Here is a 22,727-nt window from a genome sequence, read left to right as displayed (position 1 = left end):
AGCCATGCTAAACATATCCGATAATAAAACGAAATTACCGTCACTCAATCGGTATTCCACTGTCAAAAACTTATCCAACAGACCGCATTATAAAATTTTAAACAGAATTATAGCCACTGTTTCAGCAATTGGTCTTGTTGCTCTTTTCTTGCCTTGGACACAAAATATTTCTGGAACAGGAGCGGTAACTACTTTAAAACCTAGTCAAAGACCACAATCCATTCAGAGTGTAATTTCTGGTCGATTAGAAAAATGGTACGTGCAAGAGGGAGATTTTGTCAATAAAGGAGACACTATTCTTTTTATATCGGAAATTAAAGAAGATTATATGGATCCGAATTTAGTAGAGAATACTAAGAAACAAATGGATGCCAAGAAACAGTCTTTGGAATCTTATGGTTCAAAAGTAAGTACACTTTCAGGTCAAATTAAAGCTATTGAGACCGAAAAAACGTTAAAACTTGAACAAGCCCAAAATAAAATCAAACAAGCCCTTTTAAAAATAAAAAGTGACAGTATGGATTTAGTGGCGGTACGAACACAACTCCGGATTGCTGATACTCAATACAACCGTTCCGTTCAGCTGAACAAAGAAGGTTTAAAACCATTAACTGATATTGAGGAAAAAAGACTAAAATTACAAGAAGGCGAGGCTAAAATCATAACTCAGGAAAACAAGTACTTAACCAGTAAGAACGAACTTATTAATGCAAAAGTAGAAGTAAACCGAATTACAGCAGAATATGCTGAAAAAGTTTCTAAAGCCAATAGTGATAAATTTACGGCACTCAGCAGTCAATATGATACTGATGCGCAAGTCAATAAACTTGAAAACCAATATGTGAATTACAGCATCCGTAATGGCATGTACTACATCAAAGCATCCCAAAGCGGATACATCAACAGGGCTTTACAATCCGGTTTAGGCGAAACGATAAAAGAAGGAACACCAATTGCTACCATTATGCCTTCAGAGTATGATATTGCAGTAGAAACTTTTGTAAATCCTATTGACTTGCCGCTGTTGAGCAAAGGGGAAAAAGTTCGGGTGTGGTTTGATGGATGGCCAACAATCGTGTTTTCAGGATGGCCAGACATGTCCTACGGAACTTTTGGCGGAGAAATTGTAGCCATTGAAAACTTCATTAGCGAAAATGGAAAATACAGAGTTTTAATCAGCCCTGACAAAGACGAAGATAATTGGCCTAAACAACTAAGTATAGGAGCGGGCGCACAAACTATCGCTTTACTGAATACGGTGCCTGTGTGGTTCGAATTATGGAGAACATTAAATGGTTTTCCTCCTAATTATTACCAACCGGCAACAAAAACAACCAAAGAAAAAAAATAATGAAACAGCTACTTTTCGCATTTTTATTCTTTACACTTGTTGCTACAGCGCAACAGAACGCATCAAAAGAGCTTTCGTATACAGAATTCTTAGGGTATGTGAAAAAATACCATCCGTTAGTTAAAAACGCTAATTTGGAAATAAATAAAGCACAAGCTAATTTGATGATGGCTCGTGGTGGCTTTGATCCAAAAATTGAAGTCGATTTTAGCAAAAAGCAATTCAAAGATCAAGAGTATTATTCGATTTTAAATAGCAGTTTTAAAATACCAACTTGGTACGGAATTGAGATTAAAGCAGGCTTTGACAACAACGAAGGAATTTATCTGAACCCCCAAAACACCTTGCCTAATCAAGGATTGACTTCACTGGGCATCACCATTCCGCTTGGACAAGGATTATTCATAAACCAACGAATGGCTGACGTGAGAAAAGCAAAGATGCAAATACAACTAAGCCAATCTGAAAGAAAACTTCAAGCTATCGTTGTTTTGTATGATGCCTCATTAGCCTATTTTAATTGGAAGAAAAATTTTAACGAGGTTCAGTTGTACCAAGAGTACAGTAGGAATGCAGAAATTCGTTTTAAAGGAATTCAATCCTTAATCAAGCAAGGGGATAAACCGGCAATTGACAGTATTGAAGCAGGAATTATTGTAAAAAACAGACTGCTTAACTTGGAAGATTCAAATCTGAAATTGGCGAAAGCCAAACTAGAACTTTCCACTTTCCTTTGGCTGGAAAATAACATTCCCTTAGAAATTTCAGAAGAACTTATTCCTGAAACCCAATTGGAATTTACAATTCAGGAAAGTTTAAAAACCAATGATTTATTAAATCCTAATTTTTCTATCACCAATCATCCTAAAATAAATGCGCTACAAAGTAAAATTGACATACTCAATGTAGAACGAAAACTAAAAGCCAACATGCTTTTACCAAAGATTGATGTAGGATACTCTTATTTGTCCGAACCCAGTTATATTGACAATTACCAATTTCAGGATTATAAAATAGGATTGGATTTTTATTTCCCTTTGTTTCTAAGAAAAGAACGCGGCAATTTGAAATTGGCAAAATATAAAGTGCAAGAAACTGAATTTATATTAGACTTAGAAAAAGTGCAACTAAGCAATAAAATTAGTGCTCAAAAAATTGAGATAGAATCGTTGCTAAAACAAAAAGAGTTAATCAAAGCTTTGGTACAGGATAACATTCTTATGCTTAACTCCGAAGAACGATTGTTTTCTTTTGGCGAAAGTTCCCTATTTCTAATCAATACCAGAGAGAATAATTTAGTAATTGCACAACTTTCGAAAATAGCTCTAGAGAACCGTTTCTATATTTCAAATTCAGAACTTTTTAAAATAATGGCCAATCCGGATTAACTAATTTATAAAATTGTACTTTTGCAAACTGAAAATTTGAAATTATGATTATTGTAAAATCACGTGAAGAAATAGAATTAATGCGCGAAAGTGCCTTAATCGTATCCAAAACATTAGGAATGATTGCTTCAGAAATTAAAGAGGGCGTCACCACTTTATACCTGGACAAATTAGCTGAAGCATTTATTCGTGATCATGGCGCTGAACCCAGTTTTCTGGGATTGTATGGTTTTCCAAACTCCCTTTGTATGAGTCCAAACGCACAAGTAGTTCATGGAATCCCAAATAATAAACCCTTAGAAAGCGGTGATGTTATTTCAGTAGATTGTGGAGCTTATAAAAACGGATACCATGGGGATCATGCGTATTCTTTCGAAATTGGTGAAGTCGCGCCGGAAACTAAAAGATTATTACAGGTAACTAAAGAATCTTTATATGTAGGAATCCGCGAATTAAAAATAGGCAATCGCGTAGAAGATGTAGGAAATGCCATTCAAAGATATACGGAAGCCCATGGTTATGGTGTAGTCCGGGAATTAGTAGGACACGGATTAGGACAAAAAATGCACGAAGATCCTGAGATGCCTAATTATGGTAAAAAAGGAAGAGGAAAGCTTTTTGTTGAAGGAATGGTTGTTGCCATTGAGCCCATGATTAATATGGGTACCCGAAACATCAAACAGTTAAAAGACGGGTGGACAATTCTAACTGCCGATGGAAAACCAAGTGCCCATTTCGAACATGATGTAGCTATTATCGATGGTAAACCAGAGATTTTATCCACTTTTGCTTATGTTTACAAAGCTTTGGGAATTGTAAGCAATGAAGAAGATGAGTTTAGACAAAAACCTTTAGTGCTGTAATGAAAAAACTTTTTAAACTTATACTCAATACTATTCCCCGCCCGATACTCATTCGTTTGAGTTATGTGGCCCGTCCCGTTCTTGCATTTGCTTTAAAGGGAACTCAATTTACAGATCCTATTGACGGAAAAAGTTTCAAAATGTTTCTGCCTTACGGGTATGGAACTCAACGAAACAATGTGCTTTCGCCCAGTACACTTTCCTTGGAAAGACACCGTTTATTATGGTTGTATTTAAATGAAGAAACTGATTTTTTCACCTCTACAGTAAAAAAGAAAGTATTGCATTTTGCACCCGAACAAGCCTTTTACAAACTGTTTAGAAATCAAAAAAATTTAGAATATACGACAACTGATTTATTTTCGCCCTTGGCGGATGTAAAGGCTGACATTTGTAATTTGCCTTTTGAAGACAATCAATATGATGTCATTCTTTGCAATCATGTTTTAGAACACATTCCGGATGACACGAAAGCCATGCAGGAATTGTATCGGGTTTTAAAGCCAGGTGGAATGGCAATTCTACAAATTCCACAGGATTTATCCAGAGCCACCACTTTTGCTGATGACACCATTACGGATCAAAAAGAACGTGCTAAAATCTTTGGTCAATACGATCATGTTCGTATTTATGGTCGCGATTATTTTGATAAATTACGAAATATCGGTTTTAAAGTAATCGAAGAAAAATACACCACTAAAATTGCACCGGAGTTAGTAGAAAAATATTGTTTGGCCAAAGGAGAAATTATTCCGGTTTGTTTTAAATAATTTATACCAATAAAAAAACCTGCTAAATTTAACTTTAGCAGGTTTATAGTTTAAAAATGATTTCGTTTATTTTTTTTCCGGCATTAACATTCCAATTACTTTATCTTTGGTAAGATATTGTTTTGCAACATTCTGAATTTCCTTTGCGGTAACTGCATTTACAGCTTCTTCAAATTTTAACACTTCATCAGGACTATTTCCATTGACATAAGATCTTGTGAAATTAGACAACCAATATCTGTTTTCCTTACTCTCTTTTCTATAATCAGCCAGCTCCCCTTCTTTAAATTTAGCTACATCTTTTTCATCCGGTCCGTTATCAATAATATTCTGAAGCACTTTCAAAGCTGATGCGGTCAATTTCTCGGCATTATCTGGCCCACATGGGAAACCAATAGTAAAGCTAAACGACTCGTTTGGCACTTTAACCATGCTTCCTCTTGCTGACACCCCGTAAACTCCACTTTCGTTTTCGCGCAATTGCTCTATCAATTTGATTGTTAACACTTCCCCTAATGCCTGCATAGTCATCGCATTCTTAGCGGAATAGTTAGCATCCCCGTAATACATTATGGTTACATTGCTTTTAGGATCCGTACCTTTATTCACTACTTTTTTTAGATCTCCTTTTAGCATTCGATATCCTAAATCAACTGCTTTCTCTTTTTTATCGGATGCTGGTAAAGACGCTATGTATTTGATCGCATATTCTTCCAGAGTTTTATCATCTATGTTTCCAACAAAATAAAATTCAAAATCAGCAGCATTAGCAAAACGTTCTTTATATTTAGTATAGGCTAATGTATAATCCGTCTCTTCCCAAGTTGCAGCGGAAGGAATCAATCCATTGAATCTGGGATTTTCCTTATTTAAGTAGGTATAAAACTCTTGTTGAAAATAAAAATTTGGTTGTGAAGCCATATTATTAAAGAAAGCACCTTGTTTTTGTTTATACCCTTCAAAAGCAGCCATATCCATGTTTAAATCTGTGAAGTAAGCATACGTCATTTGGAATAAATATTCTAAATCTTTAGGAGTTGCACTCCCTCTTAATCCTTCGGTAGTAATCCCAATATAAGGATTTACTCTTGCTATTTTCCCCGTCATGAATTTATTGATATCATTCAATTTTAATCCCGAGAAACCAGCTTCAGTTAATGCGCCATTTGCAAATTGAACTTTTTTCATATCGGCTGTAGAATATAAATTACTCCCACCAAAACTAATTGCTTCGAATAGTACCTCATCATTCTTAAAATCAGTATTCTTGTAAGTAACTTTAGCACCATTGGATAAAACTAATGTTTTGGTGCCAATATTCACATTGCTTTCGCGCTTGACAACAGTTCCTGGCGAGACTTTATTTCGGATTAAACTGGCTACAACAGCAACATCTTTATACGGTGTGATATCACTTATATTGATTTTTAACGCCTCTAAAACTTGTTGTTCTGTAACTTTTTTCAACCCTTCTTTTTCAGGACCGGTAAGAATAATGACACGGTTGTCTTCTTTGACATAATCCTTAATCAAACTATTAACATCCTTCAAATCAATTAAAGGCATCAATTGTTTTACGGTTTGATACGTCCATTCAATTCCGGGAACAGGTTCTTTTTCTAAAAAATTAGCTTGGTATTCCCCAACAAAATTAACGGAATTGGTTTTATCTCTGTCATTAAATGCTTTTTCGATAGAAGCTAGAAAATCTGCTTTGGAACGGTCTAATTCTCCTTGAGTGAATCCAAATTTCTTCGCTCTTTCATTTTCTGTTACCAATACTTTCAAAGCACTCAACTGCTTATCTTCCTGAGACATTGCCACGGATTGATAGGCTTTTTTATTTCGGGCAAAAGTTCCGCCATAAAAGGAATATCCATAAGTAAATGGAGGTGTTGGCGAATTAGTCAATTCATCCAATCGCGTATTCAAAATCGTACTGAATAATCCCTCAACTATATAATTCTTAAAATCACCTATATTCACTACGGGCTTGGGAGTACCATAATCTTTATAAATCAATTGCACTTGTGCACTTGAAGCCTCTTTATCACTTTCGACAGCTACAAAAGTTGCCGCATGCTGAGGAACATCATAAACTTTTCTTGGTTTTTCGTTTGCTGGATTTTTATAGCTTGAGAAATGAGCTATAATTTTCTTTTCCATTGCAGCAACGTCAATATCACCTACAACAATTACACTCATCAAATTAGGTCGGTACCAATCTTTATAGAAATTAATTAATGATTGGTGTTTGAATTTTTCTAAAATTTCTTTTTGACCAATTGGCAAACGCTCTGCATAATGGGAATTATGCATCAATTTAGAAATGTAACGGCTTTGCATTCTTTTTCCTGCCCCTAACCCTAACCTGTATTCTTCCAGAACAACTCCTCTTTCTTTATCAATTTCTTCTGGAGTCAAAACAGTATTAAAAGCCCAATCCTCGATTATTTGAAATCCTTTTTCAAGTTTTTCGGGATTGTCGGATGGAATTGGCAAGAAATAGACCGTTTCATCAAAACTAGTATAGGCATTCAAATGTTGTCCAAACTTTACCCCTATACTTTGCAAATAATCCACCAATTGATTCTTTGGAAAACGCTTGGTCCCATTGAAACACATGTGTTCCATAAAATGCGCCAATCCTTGCTGATCGTCTGCTTCTAAAATAGATCCTGCATTAACCACTAGACGAAGATCTACCTTATTTTCCGGTTTGGCATTTTTCTTGATGTAATAGGTTAATCCATTTTCCAGTTTTCCAGTTTTTACGCTCGGATCAAAAGGAATGGTTTTTGAATAATCCATTTGCTGTGCAAAAACAGCTAATGGAAATAGTAAAACACTAAATACTAAATTGTTGACTTTTTTCATAAAGTTTGTTTGTTTAAAGTAAAACTAATTAGTTAACTTTAAAAATTAAAATATTTTAAGATAAAATTAACAGATATTACGCACAAAAAATGTCTTGCTAAAAATTAAGATTTACCAATACCAAAAGGGAATTGTTATATTTACAAAATATTAAGTTTTACAAAATGAAAAACCCTTTTCTCAAAACAGCTTCTTTTATTCTTATTACATTTTCTTCTTTTTTTTCTTTCTCACAAATAGAAAAAGAAGTAATTCCACCTTATAATATTAAGACTATTTCATTCGTACAAAATGACCAAAACACAATTTCAATTTTCAAATTAGGAGAAGGTTTTCAATTGCAATTTGATGATCTCTTTGGCAATGAAGTTAATTATTATTACGAAATTATTCATTGTGATTACAATTGGAGACCTACGGAAATTCCAAAAAACGAATATCTGGAAGGATTTGATAACCAAAGAATTCAGGACTATACCAATTCATTTAATACATTACAAATCTATTCGCATTACAAATTAGCAATTCCCAATCAGTTTACACAGCAATTAAAGATTAGCGGAAATTACATGGTTAAAGTTTTAAACGAAAACAAGGAGGTCGTATTTTCGAGAAAAATTATTCTATATGAAGATCTTGTTACGGTTCCCATTCAAGTAAAGCGGGCACGAACGGTTAACAACATTGAGGCAAAGCAGAATTTAGATTTTACCATTAGATCAAATACACTTATTTTCCAAACTCCGTTACGAAATGTAAAAGTGATTTTACTTCAAAATGGGGAATTGAATAGTGCGGTGAAAAATATAATTCCACAATACACTATCGGGAATGATTTGATTTACAAATACGATTCAGAAACTCAGTTTTGGGCGGGAAATGAATTTTTGTTTTTCGAAAACAAAGACATAAGAGCTGCTAACAATGCTATCGCCAGAGTAGATTTCAACACTCCGGTTTATGGTTCTTTTTTATATACTAATAGCGCTAGAGGCAACTTTCCATATTCGTTTACCCAAGATGTAAATGGCGAATTTGTAGTCAAAAATTTTAATGTTGCCAACAGCGAAATTGAGGCTGATTATGCTTGGGTCTACTTTAGTCTTTCTGCCCCCACTTTCAACAGCAACAAAAACATTTACGTTACTGGAATGTTCAATAATTACACTTTAATTCCAGAATACAAAATGGATTACAATCCCAAAAAAGGAATTTATGAGAAAGCAATTTTAATTAAACAGGGATTCACTAACTTCCAGTACAGGGTAGCCGATAATCAGGGTGTTATTGATTATGAAAACGCAATTGACGGCAATTTTTATCAAACCGAAAATGAGTATACTATTCTAGTCTATTACAGAGAAAATATTGATCGATATGACAGAGTAGTGGGAAAAGGAATGGCTAATTCATTAAATATTATCAACTAAAAAAACTTTTTGGGAATTTCACAAAATGAGGTCATTTTTTTGTAAATTTGTGAATATAAATCTACTATTCATCCATTTAATATGGTTTCTCAAATTACAAGAGGTATAAAAATTTCGGTCTTGACTAGTTTTGAAGGCACCTACTTCAAAAACTATAAAATTCATTTTGCCTTTAGTTATGTAATTACTATAGAAAATCATAGTAAGGATTCCGTTCAATTAATCACCCGCCATTGGGAGATTTCTGATTCCTTAAATGAAATCGAGATTGTAGATGGCGAAGGCGTAATTGGGAAAAAACCCGTTTTAAAACCGGGAGAGTTCCACACATATAGCTCTGGATGTTTATTATCGTCTCCCTACGGCGCAATGAAAGGATATTTCAATATGATAAATTTCACTTCAACAAAAAACTTCAAAGTTATCGTACCTACTTTTAGACTCTGTGCGCCATTTGCTTTGAATTAAATTCCAACAGTTTTATTAGAATTTTAACTCCCTATCAGATTCTCTGATTGATGAAATATTAGTACCTTTACCAATCAATTTTTGATTATAATTAAAATCTATTTAATATGCCAAAAGGAATTTACAACGTCCCAAAAGCGTTTAACGAAACCGTTAAGTCTTACGCTCCAGGAAGTCCGGAAAGAGAAGAAGTTCTAGCCACTTTCAAGAAAATGTATAATGAAACAGTTGATGTGCCTTTATACATTGGAGGAGAAGAAATCCGAACAGGAAAAACAAAATCAATCAACCCTCCTTTTGACCACAAACACACTGTGGGACAGTATCACGAGGCCAATAAAGAACATATAGAAAAAGCCATTTCAACAGCTCTAGAAGCTAAAAAGAAATGGGCAAATTTAGCTTGGGAACACAGAGCATCCATATTTTTAAAAGCAGCTGAATTACTTGCCGGACCGTATCGAGCCAAAATAAATGCGGCGACTATGATTGCTCAGGCAAAAACAGTACACCAAGCTGAAATTGATGCAGCCTGTGAGTTTATTGATTTCTTGCGCTATAATGTGCAGTTTATGACTCAAATTTATGCCGAACAACCCGCTTCATCAGAAGGCGTTTGGAATAGATTAGAACACAGACCATTAGAAGGATTTGTATATGCCATCACTCCGTTTAACTTTACAGCAATCGCCGGTAATTTACCAGCTGCTCCAGCATTAATGGGGAATGTTGTTGTTTGGAAACCAAGTGCGACACAAATTTATTCTGCAAATGTAATTGTAGAAGTATTCAAACTGGCCGGATTACCGGATGGTGTAATCAATGTAGTTTATGGAGACTCAGCCATGATTTCTGAAACGTTATTAGGAAGTCGTGATTTTGCTGGAATTCACTTTACTGGTTCAACTCGTGTCTTCAATGACATTTGGGGAAAAATTGGACAAAACATCAGTAACTACAAAACATATCCAAGAATCGTAGGAGAAACAGGAGGTAAAGATTTTGTTGTAGCGCATTCTTCCGCTATTCCTGCTCAAGTTGCTACAGCACTTTCCAGAGGAGCTTTCGAGTACCAAGGACAAAAATGTTCCGCTGCTTCAAGAGCATATATCCCACAATCATTATGGCCAGAAGTAAAAAAGTTATTAGTAGCTGATTTAGCTTCCATGAAAATGGGATCGCCGGCAGACACCACTAATTTTGTTTCTTCGGTAATTTCAGAAGGTTCATTTGACAAATTAGCTGGTTTTATTGACCAAGCTAAGAAAGATACTGATGCCGAAATTATTGCAGGAGGAAATTATGACAAATCTGTTGGATATTTTATTGAGCCAACCGTTATCGTAACTACAAATCCAAAATACACTACAATGGAAACCGAATTATTCGGACCAGTATTGACTATTTACGTTTATGAGGATGCAAAATGGGAAGAAACACTTGTATTAGTAGATTCAACTTCTGAATATGCATTGACAGGAGCGGTCTTGAGCCAAGACCGTTATGCCATTGAATATGCGATGAAAGTTTTAGAAAATGCTGCAGGTAATTTCTACATCAACGACAAACCAACTGGAGCAGTGGTAGGGCAACAACCATTTGGTGGTGCCAGAGGTTCAGGAACAAATGATAAAGCAGGTTCCGTATTGAACTTATTGCGTTGGGTTTCCCCAAGAACAATCAAAGAAACATTTGTTACTCCAGAGAATTACCGATATCCGTTTTTAGGAGAATAAGAAATGGCGAGGAAACGCTTCTTTTAGATTAAAAAACCCACAAGAAATCAAGTCATGAGTTCTTGTGGGTTTTATTTTTCACACTAAACCTACTGAAACATAATTTCCAATTGCTTTTGAATAAAAGGATTAAAAAGGCAAGTTATTAAAAATCATGACTTGAAATTGAGTTCTTCTATTTGTTGGTAAAAGTTGTGATATCACACCCATTTCAACTTTAATATTTTTACTGAAACAATATCCGACACCACCATAAATACGATCTCTATCGTAGTGATTCTTTTCTGTATTGATAAAGATTTCATTTGATAACGAAGCATAAACAGCATTTTTCTCCATTCCTTTTTTATTTATCGGGACATTCAATGAGATAAAATAACGCAAACGCATTTTAAAATCACCTTGAAGAAATCGTTCCTCAAAACGATATCTATGTAAAATATTCATGCGCCCAAACTGTTGTTTTGTAATGAATTGCTGAAAAACCCTATGTTCATCCGTTCGTGATTTCTCCTCTGTTCCTGCTATATACGGCTCAGAATGAATGTAAGCGTATCCCAGTAAAACATTATTATTATTTTCAGATAGATTATACCCTAACCCAGTCCTGATAAGCAGTTGCTCGAGATCTCCCCCAAAATTAAAGCTTCGATATTGCACTTCATTATGAAAATTCCATCTATCGTTAATTTTTTGGTTGCCTAAATAAGCAACCCAATTCCCTAGATCCGATTTTTGCGCACTACTATTGGCTGTTACCAATAGCAATAACAAAAAACAAAATGATCTTACTTTATTTGTCATTAAATTATTATTTTTAAGTACTGCATTCTTCTAGTTTACAGACACCAATTCGACACCGAAAACCAACCTTACAGGACAAACTTCAACGGCACATGCACTACTTTCTTCGTCTCAAAGAATTCATCTTCGAAAAAGTCTGATAAATTATATTCCGTCGCTTTAGGAAAATCTTTTAACTCTTCGGTTAAATCGCCTCCTTTTAAATACAAAATTCCGTTTTTCAATTCGTGTTTGTTGTTCTTTTTGATTTTGGTTTTCACCCAAGAAACAAAATCGGGCATATTAGTCACGGCACGACTCACGATAAAATCGAAATCTCCTTTTACATTCTCGGCGCGCAATTGCTCCGCTTTTACATTTTTCAATTCCAATCCTTCGGCAACGGCTTGAACCACTTTGATTTTTTTGGCAATAATGTCAATCAAATAAAAACGCGTTTCCGGAAAAAGAATCGCCAATGGAATTCCAGGAAAACCTCCGCCAGTGCCTACATCCAGAACATACGTTCCTGGCTCAAATTTTATGATTTTAGCTATTCCCAACGAATGTAAAATATGTTTGGTATACAAAGCATCAATATCTTTTCTCGATATAATATTGATTTTTTCATTCCAATCGTGGTATAAAAAATCGAGCTTTTCAAACTGCTCTTTCTGAATATCAGTTAAATTAGGAAAATACTTAAGAATCTCGTCCATCTTATAATTTTTTAACAAAAGTAATACTTTAGAGTTAAAATATTTATCTCAATTTTGTATATCCAAAAATTTATAATAATTACCTTTGAACTTTATTAAATACATATGAATAATAATGCTCCAACATTTGCTAAGCAAGATAGCCTAAAATTTTTTAGAACACTTAACTCACGGGTTAACAACTACTTCAAAGAAAACAACATCCAGAAGACAGGCAATTGGAAACTATATGTAAAAACTATAATTCTGTTTTCTATTTTTCTTGCGCCTTATTTTTTAATTCTGACACTTGGCATGCCATTTTGGGCACATCTTCTGTTAACTATCGTCATGGGAATTGGAATGGCTGGAGTAGGAATGAATGTGATGCACGATGGAAATCATGGTTCTTATTCCAATAAAACTTGGGTCAACAAATTCATGGGGGGCACTATTTATGTTCTGGCGGGAAACGTATACAACTGGCAAGTGCAACACAATGTGCTACACCACACCTACACCAATATTCCAGGCCATGATGAGGACTTAGATGCTGGACGTGTTATCCGTTTCACAAAAGAAGCAACATGGTATAATTTTCACCGTTTCCAACAATATTATTCGGTATTCTTATACGGATTGTTAACGTTCAACTGGGCTATCACAACTGATTTCAAACAGATGAAAAGTTACTTGAAAAGGAAATTATCATACGGCGAAGCAAAAAGTCCAAAAACACTTTGGACCACTTTAATTATCACTAAAGTAATCTATGTTTCGATCTGGATTGTTTTACCGATTGTGATTGGAATCACGTGGTGGAAAGTACTTATTGGCTTTTTCATCATGCATTACACCGCAGGTTTAATTCTAAGTGTAGTGTTCCAATTAGCTCATGTTGTAGAAGAAACAACCAACCCATCTCCAAATGAATTAGGAGAAATGGACAATACTTGGGCGATTCATCAATTGTTTACCACCACTAATTTTGCACCAAAAAACAAAATCGTTAATTGGTACACTGGTGGATTGAATCACCAAATTGAACACCATATTTTTCCAAATATAAGCCACGTACATTATGGTAAAATTGCTAGCATCGTAAAAGAAACAGCCCAAGAATGCAACTTACCGTATTACGAATACAAAACAATGCGAAGTGCTGTTATTGCCCATTTCAAACATTTGAAAGAATTGGGAATGAAACCGGAACTTACCTAATCATATAATACCTAGAGATGCACTGCAGTGCATCTCTACTAATAAATAAACTAACTACAACCAATAAAAAATGAATCCATTATCAGATAGAATAAACAATTTATCTACGTCTCAAACATTAGCAATGGCTGCTTTAGCCAGAGAATTAAAATCACAAGGAAAAGACATTATCAGTTTAAGTTTAGGAGAACCAGATTTCAATACCCCAGACTTCATCAAAGAAGCAGCTAAAAAAGCGATTGATGAAAACTACAGCACCTATTCTCCTGTAGAAGGATATGCGGAATTGAAAGAAGCGATCTGTAGAAAATTTAAAAGAGACAATGATTTAGAGTACAAACCCTCCCAAATTGTAGTTTCAACAGGAGCAAAACAATCGTTATACAACATTTCTCAAGTAATGCTAAACGACGGTGACGAAGTAATTTTACCCGCTCCTTACTGGGTTTCGTATTTCGAAATCGTAAAATTATCGGGTGGAGTTCCTGTAGAAGTACCCACTTCTGTAGATACTGATTTCAAAATCACACCAGAACAGTTAGAAGCAGCAATTACACCGAAAACAAAAATGATGTGGTTCAGTTCTCCTTGTAACCCAAGTGGATCGGTGTACAACAGAGAAGAATTAACGGCTCTAGCAAAAGTTTTGGAAAAATATCCAAACGTTTATGTAGTTGCTGACGAAATCTATGAGCACATCAATTTCTCAGGAACTTTTTGCAGCATCGCATCTATCCCGGGAATGTTAGAAAGAACCATTACCGTAAATGGAGTTGCTAAAGCTTTCGCTATGACAGGTTGGAGAATTGGATATATTGGAGCTCCTGAATTCATCGCTAAAGCGTGTACAAAAATTCAAGGTCAAGTGACAAGCGGCGCCAACAGTATTGCACAACGTGCGACCATTACCGCGGTAGATGCTGATCCAAGTGTTCTAAAACACATGGTTGACGCTTTCCATAGCCGTAGAGATTTAGTAGTTGGATTATTAAAAGACATTCCAGGCGTGAAAATAAACGTTCCAGAAGGTGCTTTTTATGTATTTCCAGACGTTTCGTCTTTCTTCGGAAAAACATTAAGAGGAACGTTTATAAAGGATGCCAATGATTTCTCGATGTACCTTTTGGGCGAAGCCAATGTAGCAACCGTAACCGGTGATGCTTTTGGAAACCCAGATTGCATCCGTTTTTCTTACGCAACCAGCGAAGAATTGCTAATTGAAGCCTTGCGCCGAATCAAAGAAGCAGTGGCGCTATAATCCAAAATCATAAAGTCGAAAGATGGAAAGTCAAAAATCCAACTTCCAGTATACCAACAAAGCCTCAAGATTTTCTTGGGGTTTTGTTGTATTTGAGCGTGACCACAAGGGTCGGGATTTTAGCTGCACTCCCTCACGCAGACACTGCCAGAATCTTATTTATCCTAATGTAGTATGAACAGCTCGCGAGCTGTCCATGCGTTAATCAACTACACAAAAACAATTAACATTTGTAAGAAAAAATTAATATATTTGAAAAGAAAGTAAAAAGAATAAAAAATGACATTAAAAGAAGCCGTATTAAAAAGCTTAGAAGATATCAATAACATTACCAATTACTTAGCGGTTTTAAATCATATTATTGACGAAAATTATTATGACTTTGGCGGTGCAAAAACTCCTAGCTCAACAATTTCAGCAATCCTTGGCGACTTTATTCGTAACGGTGATACCAGAGTAAAACGAATTAAGCAAAATGGAGGAACATATTCATACTATTTGACAAAAAACGAACAAAACATTGGAATTGAAATCTTAAGTGGTGATACAGAAAATCAAAGTGCAAAACCTATCAAGATAAGTAAGTCAAAAACTTATGACGAAAGAGATTTACATAAACTTTTAAGTAGTTATTTAAAAAATACAGACACTTACTCTAAGACAATTTTTCATGAACAATCAAATGGAAAAGACAACAATCAAATTTGGACACATCCTGATATGGTTGGAATCAAATTTTTAAATTTACAGACAAAAGCAAGTCAAAACTTTTTAAAATCCATAAATCGAATTGACACTTTTAAATTAAGTTCATACGAGTTAAAAAGAGAAATCAACAGTGACAGTGAACTAAAAAAAGCTTTTTTTCAAGCAGTTTCAAATTCAAGTTGGGCTAACTATGGATATTTAGTAGCATTTGAATTTAGTGACAGTCTAAACGAAGAAATGGCAAGATTAAATCAATCATTTGGAATTGGAATAATTCAGCTGAATGCAAATCCATATCAAAGTAAAGTTCTTTACCCTTCAATTTTTCGGGACTTAGACTTTAAGACTATTGACAAACTTTGCAAAATGAATAAAGAGTTTGAAAAATTCATTGAACAAACAGAAAAATTAATGACAGCAAACGAAAAATACATGACTGGCGTTGAAAAAGAGCTTGACGAATTTTGTGATCATTATTTTGCTAACGACACAGAAGTAGAAAAATATTGCATAGAAAAATACATACCAATAAACGAAGTATAAAACAAATGGCTTCAACAGTATTCTGGCTTACTTAATTATATTCAAAACAATATTAACAAGCATGATTTACTCAAACTTTCTCGTATAAGATGGGTAGCAACTCTTTCCGCGCCAATAAACAACAACAATATTTTCAAAAACAATTCCTTATTCACATTAAACCCAAAAATAATGCTCACCGCCATCAACCCAAAATTACCCATGCGCAACAAAGCAATTACACGGGATTTCTATATCAACCAATTAGGTTTTCAGGAATGGGGTAATGCCGACTTTGACGGGTATTTGATGGTGCAAAAAGACACGATTGAAATTCATTTTTTTGAATTTGCTACCCTTGATTCTGTTGAAAATTACTCAGGAGTTTACATTCGGGTTCAGGATATCGAAACCGTTTATAAAAATTTCCTAGATAACGGCGTTGCCATTCATCCCAATGGTCCTTTGGAAAGCAAACCTTGGGGACAAAAAGAATTTTCGATATTGGATCCGGATCATAATCTGCTGACTTTTGGACAAAGTTTGTAGCGAATTTGCAGTCATAAAAAAGCAATTTAGTATTTTTACATTCTAATTAAGACTTCAAAAATGAAAATACTATTGCTAGGCTCAGGCGAATTAGGAAAGGAATTTACAATCGCTGCACAACGCATCGGGCAAATTGTAATTGCTGTTGACAGTTACGAAAATGCTCCAGCAATGCAAGTTGCCCATGATTTTGAAGTCATCAATATGCTTGACGGTGACGCCTTAGACAAAATCGTTGCCAAACACAAACCAGACTTCATCGTTCCTGAAATAGAAGCCATTAGAACGGAGCGTTTTTATGATTACGAGAAACAAGGAATCACCGTAGTTCCTTCTGCGAAAGCGGCAAACTTCACCATGAACAGGAAAGCAATTCGGGATTTAGCATCCAAAGAATTAGGTTTAAAAACGGCTAATTACCGCTACGCAACCACTGCCGAGGAATTGCAAAAAGGTGTTGAAGCAGTTGGAATACCTTGCGTAGTAAAACCCTTAATGTCTTCGTCAGGAAAAGGACAATCCACCATAAAAACCGAAGCTGACATCGAAAAAGCATGGAAGTATGCCGTGGAAGGTTCCCGTGGCGATGTGGTAGAAGTGATTGTAGAAGCCTTTGTCAAATTCAATTCGGAAATCACGTTATTAACGGTGGCACAAAACAACAATCCAACTTTATTTTGCGCACCAATAGGCCATAGACAAGAACGTGGCGATTATCAGGAAAGTTGGCAACCCGCCAGAATTTCCGACAAGGATTTGTACGAAGCGCAAGATATGGCCGAAAAAGTAACCGAAGCTTTGGGTGGTGCTGGACTTTTTGGAGTAGAATTTTTCTTGACTGATGATGGTGTTTATTTCTCAGAACTTTCCCCAAGACCACATGATACGGGAATGGTAACTTTGGCCGGAACACAAAATTTTAATGAATTTGAATTGCATTTACGAGCGATTTTGAGTTTGCCTATTTCCGAAATCACATTAGAAAAAGCGGGAGCGAGTGCTGTAATTTTAGCTACGGGCAACTCCACAAACCCAACGTATTCAGGCATCGAGAAAATTGCTGCTTTGCCTAAAACTGATTTCAGGATCTTTGGCAAACCAACTTCAAGACCGTATAGACGAATGGGAGTCGCTTTAGTCAATGACAGTTTAGAAACTCCAATTGAAGAAGCGGTAGAAAAAGCGAAGAAAGCAGCAACTTTAGTAAAAGTTCACCTTTAATTTGACCTACCTTCATTGACATATAAATTGAAACAACTAGTGCTGCCAGGTCTTGAGCGGTAGATGCTCAACGGTTCGTCTCGACTGCGCTCGACTTGACAAACCATAGTAACATTGACTCCTACATTACTTTTTTAAAACACGAAAAGCTGACGGAGTCATTCCAGTATGTTTTTTGAAAAGTCTTGTAAAATACGAATAATCATCATAGCCTAATGCGGTTGCAATTTCATTAACAGAAAACTTTCTATCCATCAACATGCGTTTTGCCTCGAGAATGATTCTCTCAGTAATTACTTCCGTTGACGTTTTTTGCAGGATTTCATTGCATATCCGGTTCAAGTGCTTCAAAGTAATAGCCAGTGCTGAAGCATAGAAAGAAGCTCGTTTTTCTGTTTTAAAATTTTGTTCTAAAAGCGCTTCAAATGTTTTAATTTTCACATTATACGAATGCGCTTTGTGAAGGTATCTAGCACTGTATTTTCGGGCAATTTCAATGTGAATACTGTCTAGCATATTCATTATTTTATCACTCTTCAACATTTTGTTTGTCAAAGTTTCCGAAATTAGACTCTTAAAATAGGGGAGAATAGCTTCCGATTCAGATGCATCAAAAACCATTTCCGGCTTATTATCCACCGAAGAATAAAATGGATAATCGCTGATTGTTTTTTGTCCAAAATAAAGATTATACATTTCCCCCGAATATAAAATCACAAAACCTTCCACATCGTCGGATAAATCCCAATGGTGCATTTGTCCCGGCTGCAAGAAAAACATACTTCCCGGCTTAATACTAAACACATCAAAATCGATTTCATGTATCCCGGAGCCTTTCGTAAAAAAAACCAAAACATAGGAATTGTGCCGATGCGGTTCCTCAACAAAACTATGGTTGATTAAATGGTTTTCAAATGTATTAATGTACAAATCACTATTGACTGCACTGCAGTTAAACCGCTGAATGTCATAAATAGGATATTTTATCATATCGCTAGATGTCTTTATTGTGCTATAATACGCGAATATAGAAAACATCTATGACATGGATAATAAATACCTTTGATAAAAATAATTATGATGTCAAATTCTATTATACATATCCTCAATAATGATTGCCCGCATTGTCTTAAAGGCAAAGTCTTCAATGAAAAAAGTATATTTCTCAATTTTGGATTTCCCAAAATGAACGAATATTGTGCTCATTGTAATTATAAATTTGAGAAAGAACCTGGTTACTTTTTTGGGGCGATGTATGTAAATTATGGTTTAACAGTAGCCCAGGGAATTGCTACCTATGTTATTGCCCAATTCTTCTTTGAAGAGAATTTTGATTTAAGAATCATTCCAATTATTGCGGTGGTCATTATTGCCATGGCCTCTATTAATATTCGCCTTTCCAGATTATTGTGGATTTACATGTTTAAAAATTATTCGATGTAAAAAACCAGTATCTTAGCTGAAGTAAAAAATTGATCCTTTATGAAAAAGATATTATACTTAGCTATTTTGTTCTCGGCAACACTTGCAAGTGCTCAGGATAAAAAAGAAGAACCAAAATCTCAAATCCTTGAAGCTTCATGTGGACAATGCCAGTTTAAAATGGAAGGACACGGTTGTGAATTGGCCGTTCGCATTGACGGAAAATCTTACTTTGTTGATGGTAGCGCTATCGATTCACACGGAGATGCACACGCCAATGACGGTTTTTGTACTACAATACGAAAAGCCGAAGTGGTTGGTAAAGTTGTAGACCAGCGATTCAAAGTAACTTCCTTTAAACTACTCCCAGAAAAGAAAGAAAAATAATCCAAAAAAGCTCAATTTTAATCAAGACTGCGCTTTTACTGCTCTTTCAAATTTTATGGTACTTATCTCAAATACATTTTAAATTTATTCTTTAAGAAATTTAAAATGTGAGTCAACTTTTTATAATACCATTTTAAAACAATTTTAAGATTTCAATCCTTATTTTTGTCATCAATTCAACTTTTAAATATGAAATTACTCATAGTAGAGGACGAACCCAGTCTCTTATCCATTTTACGAAAAGGTTTTGTCGAAAAGAACAATGAGGTAAGTGTAGCTCTTGACGGGAAAACGGCTTTAGAGATGATTCATAATTATACGTTTGATGTGGTCATTTTAGATATTATGCTACCTGAAATAAATGGCATTGAAATATGCAGAAGATTGCGCGCCAGTAAAAATTTTGTTCCAATACTGTTATTAACGGCTCTAGGCACCTCTGAAAATATTGTGACGGGTCTAAATGCAGGAGCAGATGACTATCTAGTGAAACCTTTTAAATTTGGAGAATTAGACGCTAGAGTACATGCCTTGGCACGAAGAGCGAATCAGGATCTGGAAAAAATAGACACGATACTAATAGCCGATTTAGAGATCAACGGCAGGACAAAAATCGTAAAAAGAGGTGGAAAAACGATTGTCTTGACAGCCAAAGAATTTAAATTATTGTATTATCTCGCTAAGAATAAAGACAAAATTGTTTCTCGCAGCCAAATTCTGGATAACGTTTGGGATATTAATTTTGACATGAATACGAATGTAGTAGATGTCTATATTACTTATTTACGAAAAAAAATAGACAAACCATTTAATAGTAAACTCATTCAAACCATGAAAGGTTTGGGTTATGTCATTAAATCCTAAAAATGAATATTAGAAAAAAAATTACTTTCACATATGTTGCGCTTTCTACCTTTAGCACTTTGCTTTTATGTGTGGTAGTTTTTTTCTTATTTAGAAGTAACAATAAATATTATTTTTTAAAAAGATTAGAAGACAGAGCAAAAATTATTGCTTCAATTAATTTTCAAAATGATCCTGAAAAAACCAAATACTATAAGGAACTCAAGAAAAACGGACTTGAGGAACTTATTGACGAAGAAGACTTTGTGCTTAAAGTAAATAGTAAGAACTCTTTTGAATACAATACTAATATTGATCTCCCGAACCAATTTTACACAAATGTTTTAAATAAAGGCAAAGACTGGTATGAAATTGACGACAAATATTATCTAGGACAATTATTTAAAGCGAACAATCAAAAATACATTGTAATAATTTCTGCAGTTGATCGCAAAGGAAAGACGACTACCATTTATATTGTCAAAATAATGCTCTTTGGGAGCATTGGATTTCTACTTTTAGCATATTTTTTAGGGCGTTTTCTAGCTAAAAGGGTTATTAACCCAGTTGCGCGAATTACTAAAGAAGTAAACCGAATTAGTGCGTCAAACCTACACAACCGACTCCCAAAAAACAATAGTTCGGATGAAATTTCAGATCTTTCAGAAACATTCAACAATATGTTAGACAGACTTGAAACTTCGTTCGAAATACAAACTAATTTCATCAATAATGCCTCACATGAGCTAAAAACTCCAATTACAGCAATCATGGCAGAATCAGAAATTATGCTTTTTAAAGAAAGAGAAGTACCAGAATACATCAAGTCTTTAGAAAACATTTTTAATCAGGCTTCAAAGCTGGGCAACTTAACCGAGAGTTTATTAAAGCTTACTCAAACGGGCTATGATGGCAAAAAGCAAGTACTCGAGATTATCCGCATTGATGAGTTGGTCATGGATGTAAAATCAGACATTGATACCATTTATCCTGAAAACAGAGTGACCATCAGACTTGATGTAGCCCCTAAAAATTCAGAGCTGTTTTTGATTCCATGCAACCGCTCCTTACTTGAATTAGCAATCAATAACATCATTACAAATGGTGTGAAATATTCTAATAATGATGAAGTCTTTGTTACAGTAACAGCTACTGAAAATTCTATAAAAATCACAATAAACGATATTGGTATTGGTATTCCTGCTGAGGACATACCGCATTTATACGAACCTTTCTTTAGAGGAAAAAAAGCGGCCCAATACACCGGTTATGGATTAGGCTTGCCACTGGCAATGAAAATTATAAGGATGCATGATGGAGATTTACAGGTTCAGTCTGAGCAAAACAAGGGAACTATTGTCACCATTATTTTAAACAAACTCAACATTAAAAATTCTAATCTCGTTTCTTAGAAAATTCTAATGTTACTTTAATACCGCTTTAATTTTGGTACAGTTACTTTGTATGTATAAAAGAAACATTTATACAGATGAAAAATTTCCTGATACCAACCACGTTAAAACAAGATACTCTACTTGCTGTGAAAACAGCTATTAATCAAGCAAATGAAAGTGAATGTGAAATAATTTTAATGATTGTTTCTGAAATTCCAGATGCTTATTCTTCTCCGTCTTATTTTTTAAGAGAAATGAAAACAGGCATCACTACACAACAGGAAACTATTCTGGATGTTTGCAGGCAGATTGTTGATAAATCTAAAAATTGCACCCTTAAAATTCACAACCAATACGGGATTTCTTCTCCAATATTCAAACGAATTATAGATCATTTCTCCTTAAAACTGATTATTATAACGCATTCTTATAAACAAGAACAAAAAAGAATAAATCAGCATTTGGTTCAATTATTAGACAATCAAAGATGCCCTATTTTACATCTTTCGGCTACAGAACATCCGAACGACTTTAATAAAGCCCTCTATATTGAAAACACAAGCTCCAGTATTCACATGGAGGACATCCAACTGTTTATAAACGAAAATTTTTCATTTCAAATAGTGACTCAGACACCTAATCTAGAAGATAAAAATTTCGAAGAATTTGCTCCATATTTAACTGATATCATTCACAAAAATGGGATCAATTTATTGGTAAAAACACGTAAACCCCAAAAATTAAAATTTAGAAGGAGTAAGAAAGAAGATATTAATGACTTGTTGGGTCTTCCTATTTTATCGCTCTGCGAAGAGATGGTGTAAGAATATTATTCCTA

The 22,727-nt window shown here is 34.8% G+C and carries 21 protein-coding genes; 17 read left to right on the top strand and 4 right to left on the bottom strand.

Features of this window, described 5'->3' with window-relative positions; genetic code table 11:
* Window positions 1-4: 4 nt before the first annotated feature.
* From AC0608_RS06470 to AC0608_RS06455, 4 genes are read left to right on the top strand one after another with little or no spacing between them, the layout of a single operon-like run.
* Entirely contained in the window at window positions 5-1,351 is a 1,347-nt protein-coding gene (locus tag AC0608_RS06470; protein WP_478288491.1) for an HlyD family secretion protein, read from the top strand.
* Window positions 1,351-2,739, top strand: a complete 1,389-nt coding sequence (locus tag AC0608_RS06465) for a TolC family protein (protein WP_478288490.1) — start codon at window positions 1,351-1,353, stop codon at window positions 2,737-2,739. The genes AC0608_RS06470 and AC0608_RS06465 overlap by 1 nt, the downstream gene beginning before the upstream one ends.
* Window positions 2,740-2,783: 44 nt before the next feature.
* Window positions 2,784-3,602, top strand: coding sequence for a type I methionyl aminopeptidase (gene map, locus AC0608_RS06460; protein ID WP_417958577.1), 819 nt, complete (start codon window positions 2,784-2,786; stop codon window positions 3,600-3,602).
* Entirely contained in the window at window positions 3,602-4,372 is a 771-nt protein-coding gene (locus AC0608_RS06455) for a class I SAM-dependent methyltransferase (RefSeq protein WP_417958578.1), read from the top strand. Before map ends, AC0608_RS06455 begins: the two co-directional genes overlap by 1 nt.
* Window positions 4,373-4,438: 66 nt before the next feature.
* Here the strand turns inward: AC0608_RS06455 and AC0608_RS06450 are convergent, their stop codons facing one another.
* A complete protein-coding gene (locus AC0608_RS06450; RefSeq protein ID WP_417958579.1) occupies window positions 4,439-7,249 on the bottom strand; it encodes a M16 family metallopeptidase in 2,811 nt (936 codons plus the stop codon).
* Window positions 7,250-7,413: 164 nt separating this feature from the next.
* Between AC0608_RS06450 and AC0608_RS06445 the strand changes: the two genes are divergently transcribed.
* The 3 genes from AC0608_RS06445 to pruA all read left to right on the top strand — a co-directional run bounded on the left by AC0608_RS06445 (window position 7,414) and on the right by pruA (window position 10,883).
* Window positions 7,414-8,679 carry a type IX secretion system plug protein gene (locus AC0608_RS06445; RefSeq protein WP_417958580.1) on the top strand — a complete coding sequence of 422 codons (1,266 nt, stop codon included), beginning with the start codon at window positions 7,414-7,416 and terminating at the stop codon, window positions 8,677-8,679.
* 81 nt (window positions 8,680-8,760) lie between these two features.
* Window positions 8,761-9,147: a Co2+/Mg2+ efflux facilitator ApaG/CorD gene (gene apaG, locus AC0608_RS06440; RefSeq protein ID WP_417958581.1), complete on the top strand. Its 387-nt coding sequence runs from the start codon at window positions 8,761-8,763 to the stop codon at window positions 9,145-9,147.
* 107 nt (window positions 9,148-9,254) lie between these two features.
* Window positions 9,255-10,883 (top strand): L-glutamate gamma-semialdehyde dehydrogenase, encoded by a 1,629-nt coding sequence (pruA, locus tag AC0608_RS06435; RefSeq protein ID WP_478288489.1) that lies wholly within the window; start codon window positions 9,255-9,257, stop codon window positions 10,881-10,883.
* A gap of 129 nt (window positions 10,884-11,012) precedes the next feature.
* Here the strand turns inward: pruA and AC0608_RS06430 are convergent, their stop codons facing one another.
* Together AC0608_RS06430 and rsmG are read right to left on the bottom strand one after the other, a co-directional pair.
* Window positions 11,013-11,687: a DUF2490 domain-containing protein gene (locus AC0608_RS06430; protein ID WP_478288488.1), complete on the bottom strand. Its 675-nt coding sequence runs from the start codon at window positions 11,685-11,687 to the stop codon at window positions 11,013-11,015.
* A 68-nt stretch (window positions 11,688-11,755) separates the two neighbouring features.
* Entirely contained in the window at window positions 11,756-12,385 is a 630-nt protein-coding gene (gene rsmG, locus AC0608_RS06425; RefSeq protein WP_478288487.1) for a 16S rRNA (guanine(527)-N(7))-methyltransferase RsmG, read from the bottom strand.
* Between the two features lie 105 nt (window positions 12,386-12,490).
* Here rsmG and AC0608_RS06420 point away from each other — a divergent pair, with 105 nt between their 5' ends.
* From AC0608_RS06420 to purT, 5 genes are all read left to right on the top strand, one after another.
* Window positions 12,491-13,585: a fatty acid desaturase family protein gene (locus AC0608_RS06420; RefSeq protein WP_478288486.1), complete on the top strand. Its 1,095-nt coding sequence runs from the start codon at window positions 12,491-12,493 to the stop codon at window positions 13,583-13,585.
* 70 nt (window positions 13,586-13,655) lie between these two features.
* Window positions 13,656-14,843 carry a pyridoxal phosphate-dependent aminotransferase gene (locus AC0608_RS06415; RefSeq protein WP_478288485.1) on the top strand — a complete coding sequence of 396 codons (1,188 nt, stop codon included), beginning with the start codon at window positions 13,656-13,658 and terminating at the stop codon, window positions 14,841-14,843.
* A 279-nt stretch (window positions 14,844-15,122) separates the two neighbouring features.
* A complete protein-coding gene (locus AC0608_RS06410; RefSeq protein ID WP_417995999.1) occupies window positions 15,123-16,094 on the top strand; it encodes a hypothetical protein in 972 nt (323 codons plus the stop codon).
* 171 nt (window positions 16,095-16,265) lie between these two features.
* Entirely contained in the window at window positions 16,266-16,622 is a 357-nt protein-coding gene (locus AC0608_RS06405) for a bleomycin resistance protein (protein ID WP_478288484.1), read from the top strand.
* A 60-nt stretch (window positions 16,623-16,682) separates the two neighbouring features.
* A complete protein-coding gene (gene purT / locus AC0608_RS06400; protein WP_478288483.1) occupies window positions 16,683-17,843 on the top strand; it encodes a formate-dependent phosphoribosylglycinamide formyltransferase in 1,161 nt (386 codons plus the stop codon).
* Between the two features lie 126 nt (window positions 17,844-17,969).
* On the opposite strand, the gene AC0608_RS06395 is transcribed toward purT, so the two are convergent.
* Window positions 17,970-18,833, bottom strand: coding sequence for an AraC family transcriptional regulator (locus tag AC0608_RS06395; protein WP_478288482.1), 864 nt, complete (start codon window positions 18,831-18,833; stop codon window positions 17,970-17,972).
* Between the two features lie 195 nt (window positions 18,834-19,028).
* Between AC0608_RS06395 and AC0608_RS06390 the strand changes: the two genes are divergently transcribed.
* The 5 genes from AC0608_RS06390 (at window position 19,029) to AC0608_RS06370 (ending at window position 22,713) form a co-directional block, all read left to right on the top strand.
* A complete protein-coding gene (locus tag AC0608_RS06390; protein WP_417958591.1) occupies window positions 19,029-19,286 on the top strand; it encodes a DUF983 domain-containing protein in 258 nt (85 codons plus the stop codon).
* Between the two features lie 39 nt (window positions 19,287-19,325).
* Window positions 19,326-19,652: a DUF6370 family protein gene (locus AC0608_RS06385; protein WP_478288481.1), complete on the top strand. Its 327-nt coding sequence runs from the start codon at window positions 19,326-19,328 to the stop codon at window positions 19,650-19,652.
* 189 nt (window positions 19,653-19,841) lie between these two features.
* The gene (locus AC0608_RS06380; RefSeq protein WP_417958593.1) at window positions 19,842-20,516 is read left to right on the top strand and encodes a response regulator transcription factor; all 675 of its coding nucleotides are present in this window, start codon (window positions 19,842-19,844) and stop codon (window positions 20,514-20,516) included.
* Between the two features lie 2 nt (window positions 20,517-20,518).
* Window positions 20,519-21,907 carry a HAMP domain-containing sensor histidine kinase gene (locus AC0608_RS06375; RefSeq protein ID WP_417958594.1) on the top strand — a complete coding sequence of 463 codons (1,389 nt, stop codon included), beginning with the start codon at window positions 20,519-20,521 and terminating at the stop codon, window positions 21,905-21,907.
* A gap of 77 nt (window positions 21,908-21,984) precedes the next feature.
* Complete coding sequence (locus tag AC0608_RS06370; protein ID WP_417958595.1) at window positions 21,985-22,713, top strand: hypothetical protein; 729 nt, start codon at window positions 21,985-21,987, stop codon at window positions 22,711-22,713.
* Window positions 22,714-22,727: the final 14 nt, after the last annotated feature.

It is taken from the genome of Flavobacterium sp. GNP008, assembly GCF_056428965.1.
Note: the sequence above shows the minus strand (reverse complement) of the source record. Positions and strands in the feature narration are given on the sequence as shown.

What these genes read in the sequence shown, in the direction of transcription:
- apaG (WP_417958581.1), top strand. Translation starts at nt 8,761, where the DNA reads ATGGTTTCTCAAATTACAAGAGGTATAAAAATTTCGGTCTTGACTAGT.
- map (WP_417958577.1), top strand. Translation starts at nt 2,784, where the DNA reads ATGATTATTGTAAAATCACGTGAAGAAATAGAATTAATGCGCGAAAGT.
- AC0608_RS06395 (WP_478288482.1), bottom strand. Translation starts at nt 18,833, where the DNA reads ATGATAAAATATCCTATTTATGACATTCAGCGGTTTAACTGCAGTGCA.
- AC0608_RS06410 (WP_417995999.1), top strand. Translation starts at nt 15,123, where the DNA reads ATGACATTAAAAGAAGCCGTATTAAAAAGCTTAGAAGATATCAATAAC.
- AC0608_RS06470 (WP_478288491.1), top strand. Translation starts at nt 5, where the DNA reads ATGCTAAACATATCCGATAATAAAACGAAATTACCGTCACTCAATCGG.
- AC0608_RS06455 (WP_417958578.1), top strand. Translation starts at nt 3,602, where the DNA reads ATGAAAAAACTTTTTAAACTTATACTCAATACTATTCCCCGCCCGATA.
- AC0608_RS06375 (WP_417958594.1), top strand. Translation starts at nt 20,519, where the DNA reads ATGAATATTAGAAAAAAAATTACTTTCACATATGTTGCGCTTTCTACC.
- AC0608_RS06430 (WP_478288488.1), bottom strand. Translation starts at nt 11,687, where the DNA reads ATGACAAATAAAGTAAGATCATTTTGTTTTTTGTTATTGCTATTGGTA.
- AC0608_RS06445 (WP_417958580.1), top strand. Translation starts at nt 7,414, where the DNA reads ATGAAAAACCCTTTTCTCAAAACAGCTTCTTTTATTCTTATTACATTT.
- AC0608_RS06405 (WP_478288484.1), top strand. Translation starts at nt 16,266, where the DNA reads ATGCTCACCGCCATCAACCCAAAATTACCCATGCGCAACAAAGCAATT.
- rsmG (WP_478288487.1), bottom strand. Translation starts at nt 12,385, where the DNA reads ATGGACGAGATTCTTAAGTATTTTCCTAATTTAACTGATATTCAGAAA.
- pruA (WP_478288489.1), top strand. Translation starts at nt 9,255, where the DNA reads ATGCCAAAAGGAATTTACAACGTCCCAAAAGCGTTTAACGAAACCGTT.
- AC0608_RS06415 (WP_478288485.1), top strand. Translation starts at nt 13,656, where the DNA reads ATGAATCCATTATCAGATAGAATAAACAATTTATCTACGTCTCAAACA.
- AC0608_RS06390 (WP_417958591.1), top strand. Translation starts at nt 19,029, where the DNA reads ATGAACGAATATTGTGCTCATTGTAATTATAAATTTGAGAAAGAACCT.
- AC0608_RS06465 (WP_478288490.1), top strand. Translation starts at nt 1,351, where the DNA reads ATGAAACAGCTACTTTTCGCATTTTTATTCTTTACACTTGTTGCTACA.
- AC0608_RS06420 (WP_478288486.1), top strand. Translation starts at nt 12,491, where the DNA reads ATGAATAATAATGCTCCAACATTTGCTAAGCAAGATAGCCTAAAATTT.
- AC0608_RS06370 (WP_417958595.1), top strand. Translation starts at nt 21,985, where the DNA reads ATGAAAAATTTCCTGATACCAACCACGTTAAAACAAGATACTCTACTT.
- AC0608_RS06385 (WP_478288481.1), top strand. Translation starts at nt 19,326, where the DNA reads ATGAAAAAGATATTATACTTAGCTATTTTGTTCTCGGCAACACTTGCA.
- purT (WP_478288483.1), top strand. Translation starts at nt 16,683, where the DNA reads ATGAAAATACTATTGCTAGGCTCAGGCGAATTAGGAAAGGAATTTACA.
- AC0608_RS06380 (WP_417958593.1), top strand. Translation starts at nt 19,842, where the DNA reads ATGAAATTACTCATAGTAGAGGACGAACCCAGTCTCTTATCCATTTTA.
- AC0608_RS06450 (WP_417958579.1), bottom strand. Translation starts at nt 7,249, where the DNA reads ATGAAAAAAGTCAACAATTTAGTATTTAGTGTTTTACTATTTCCATTA.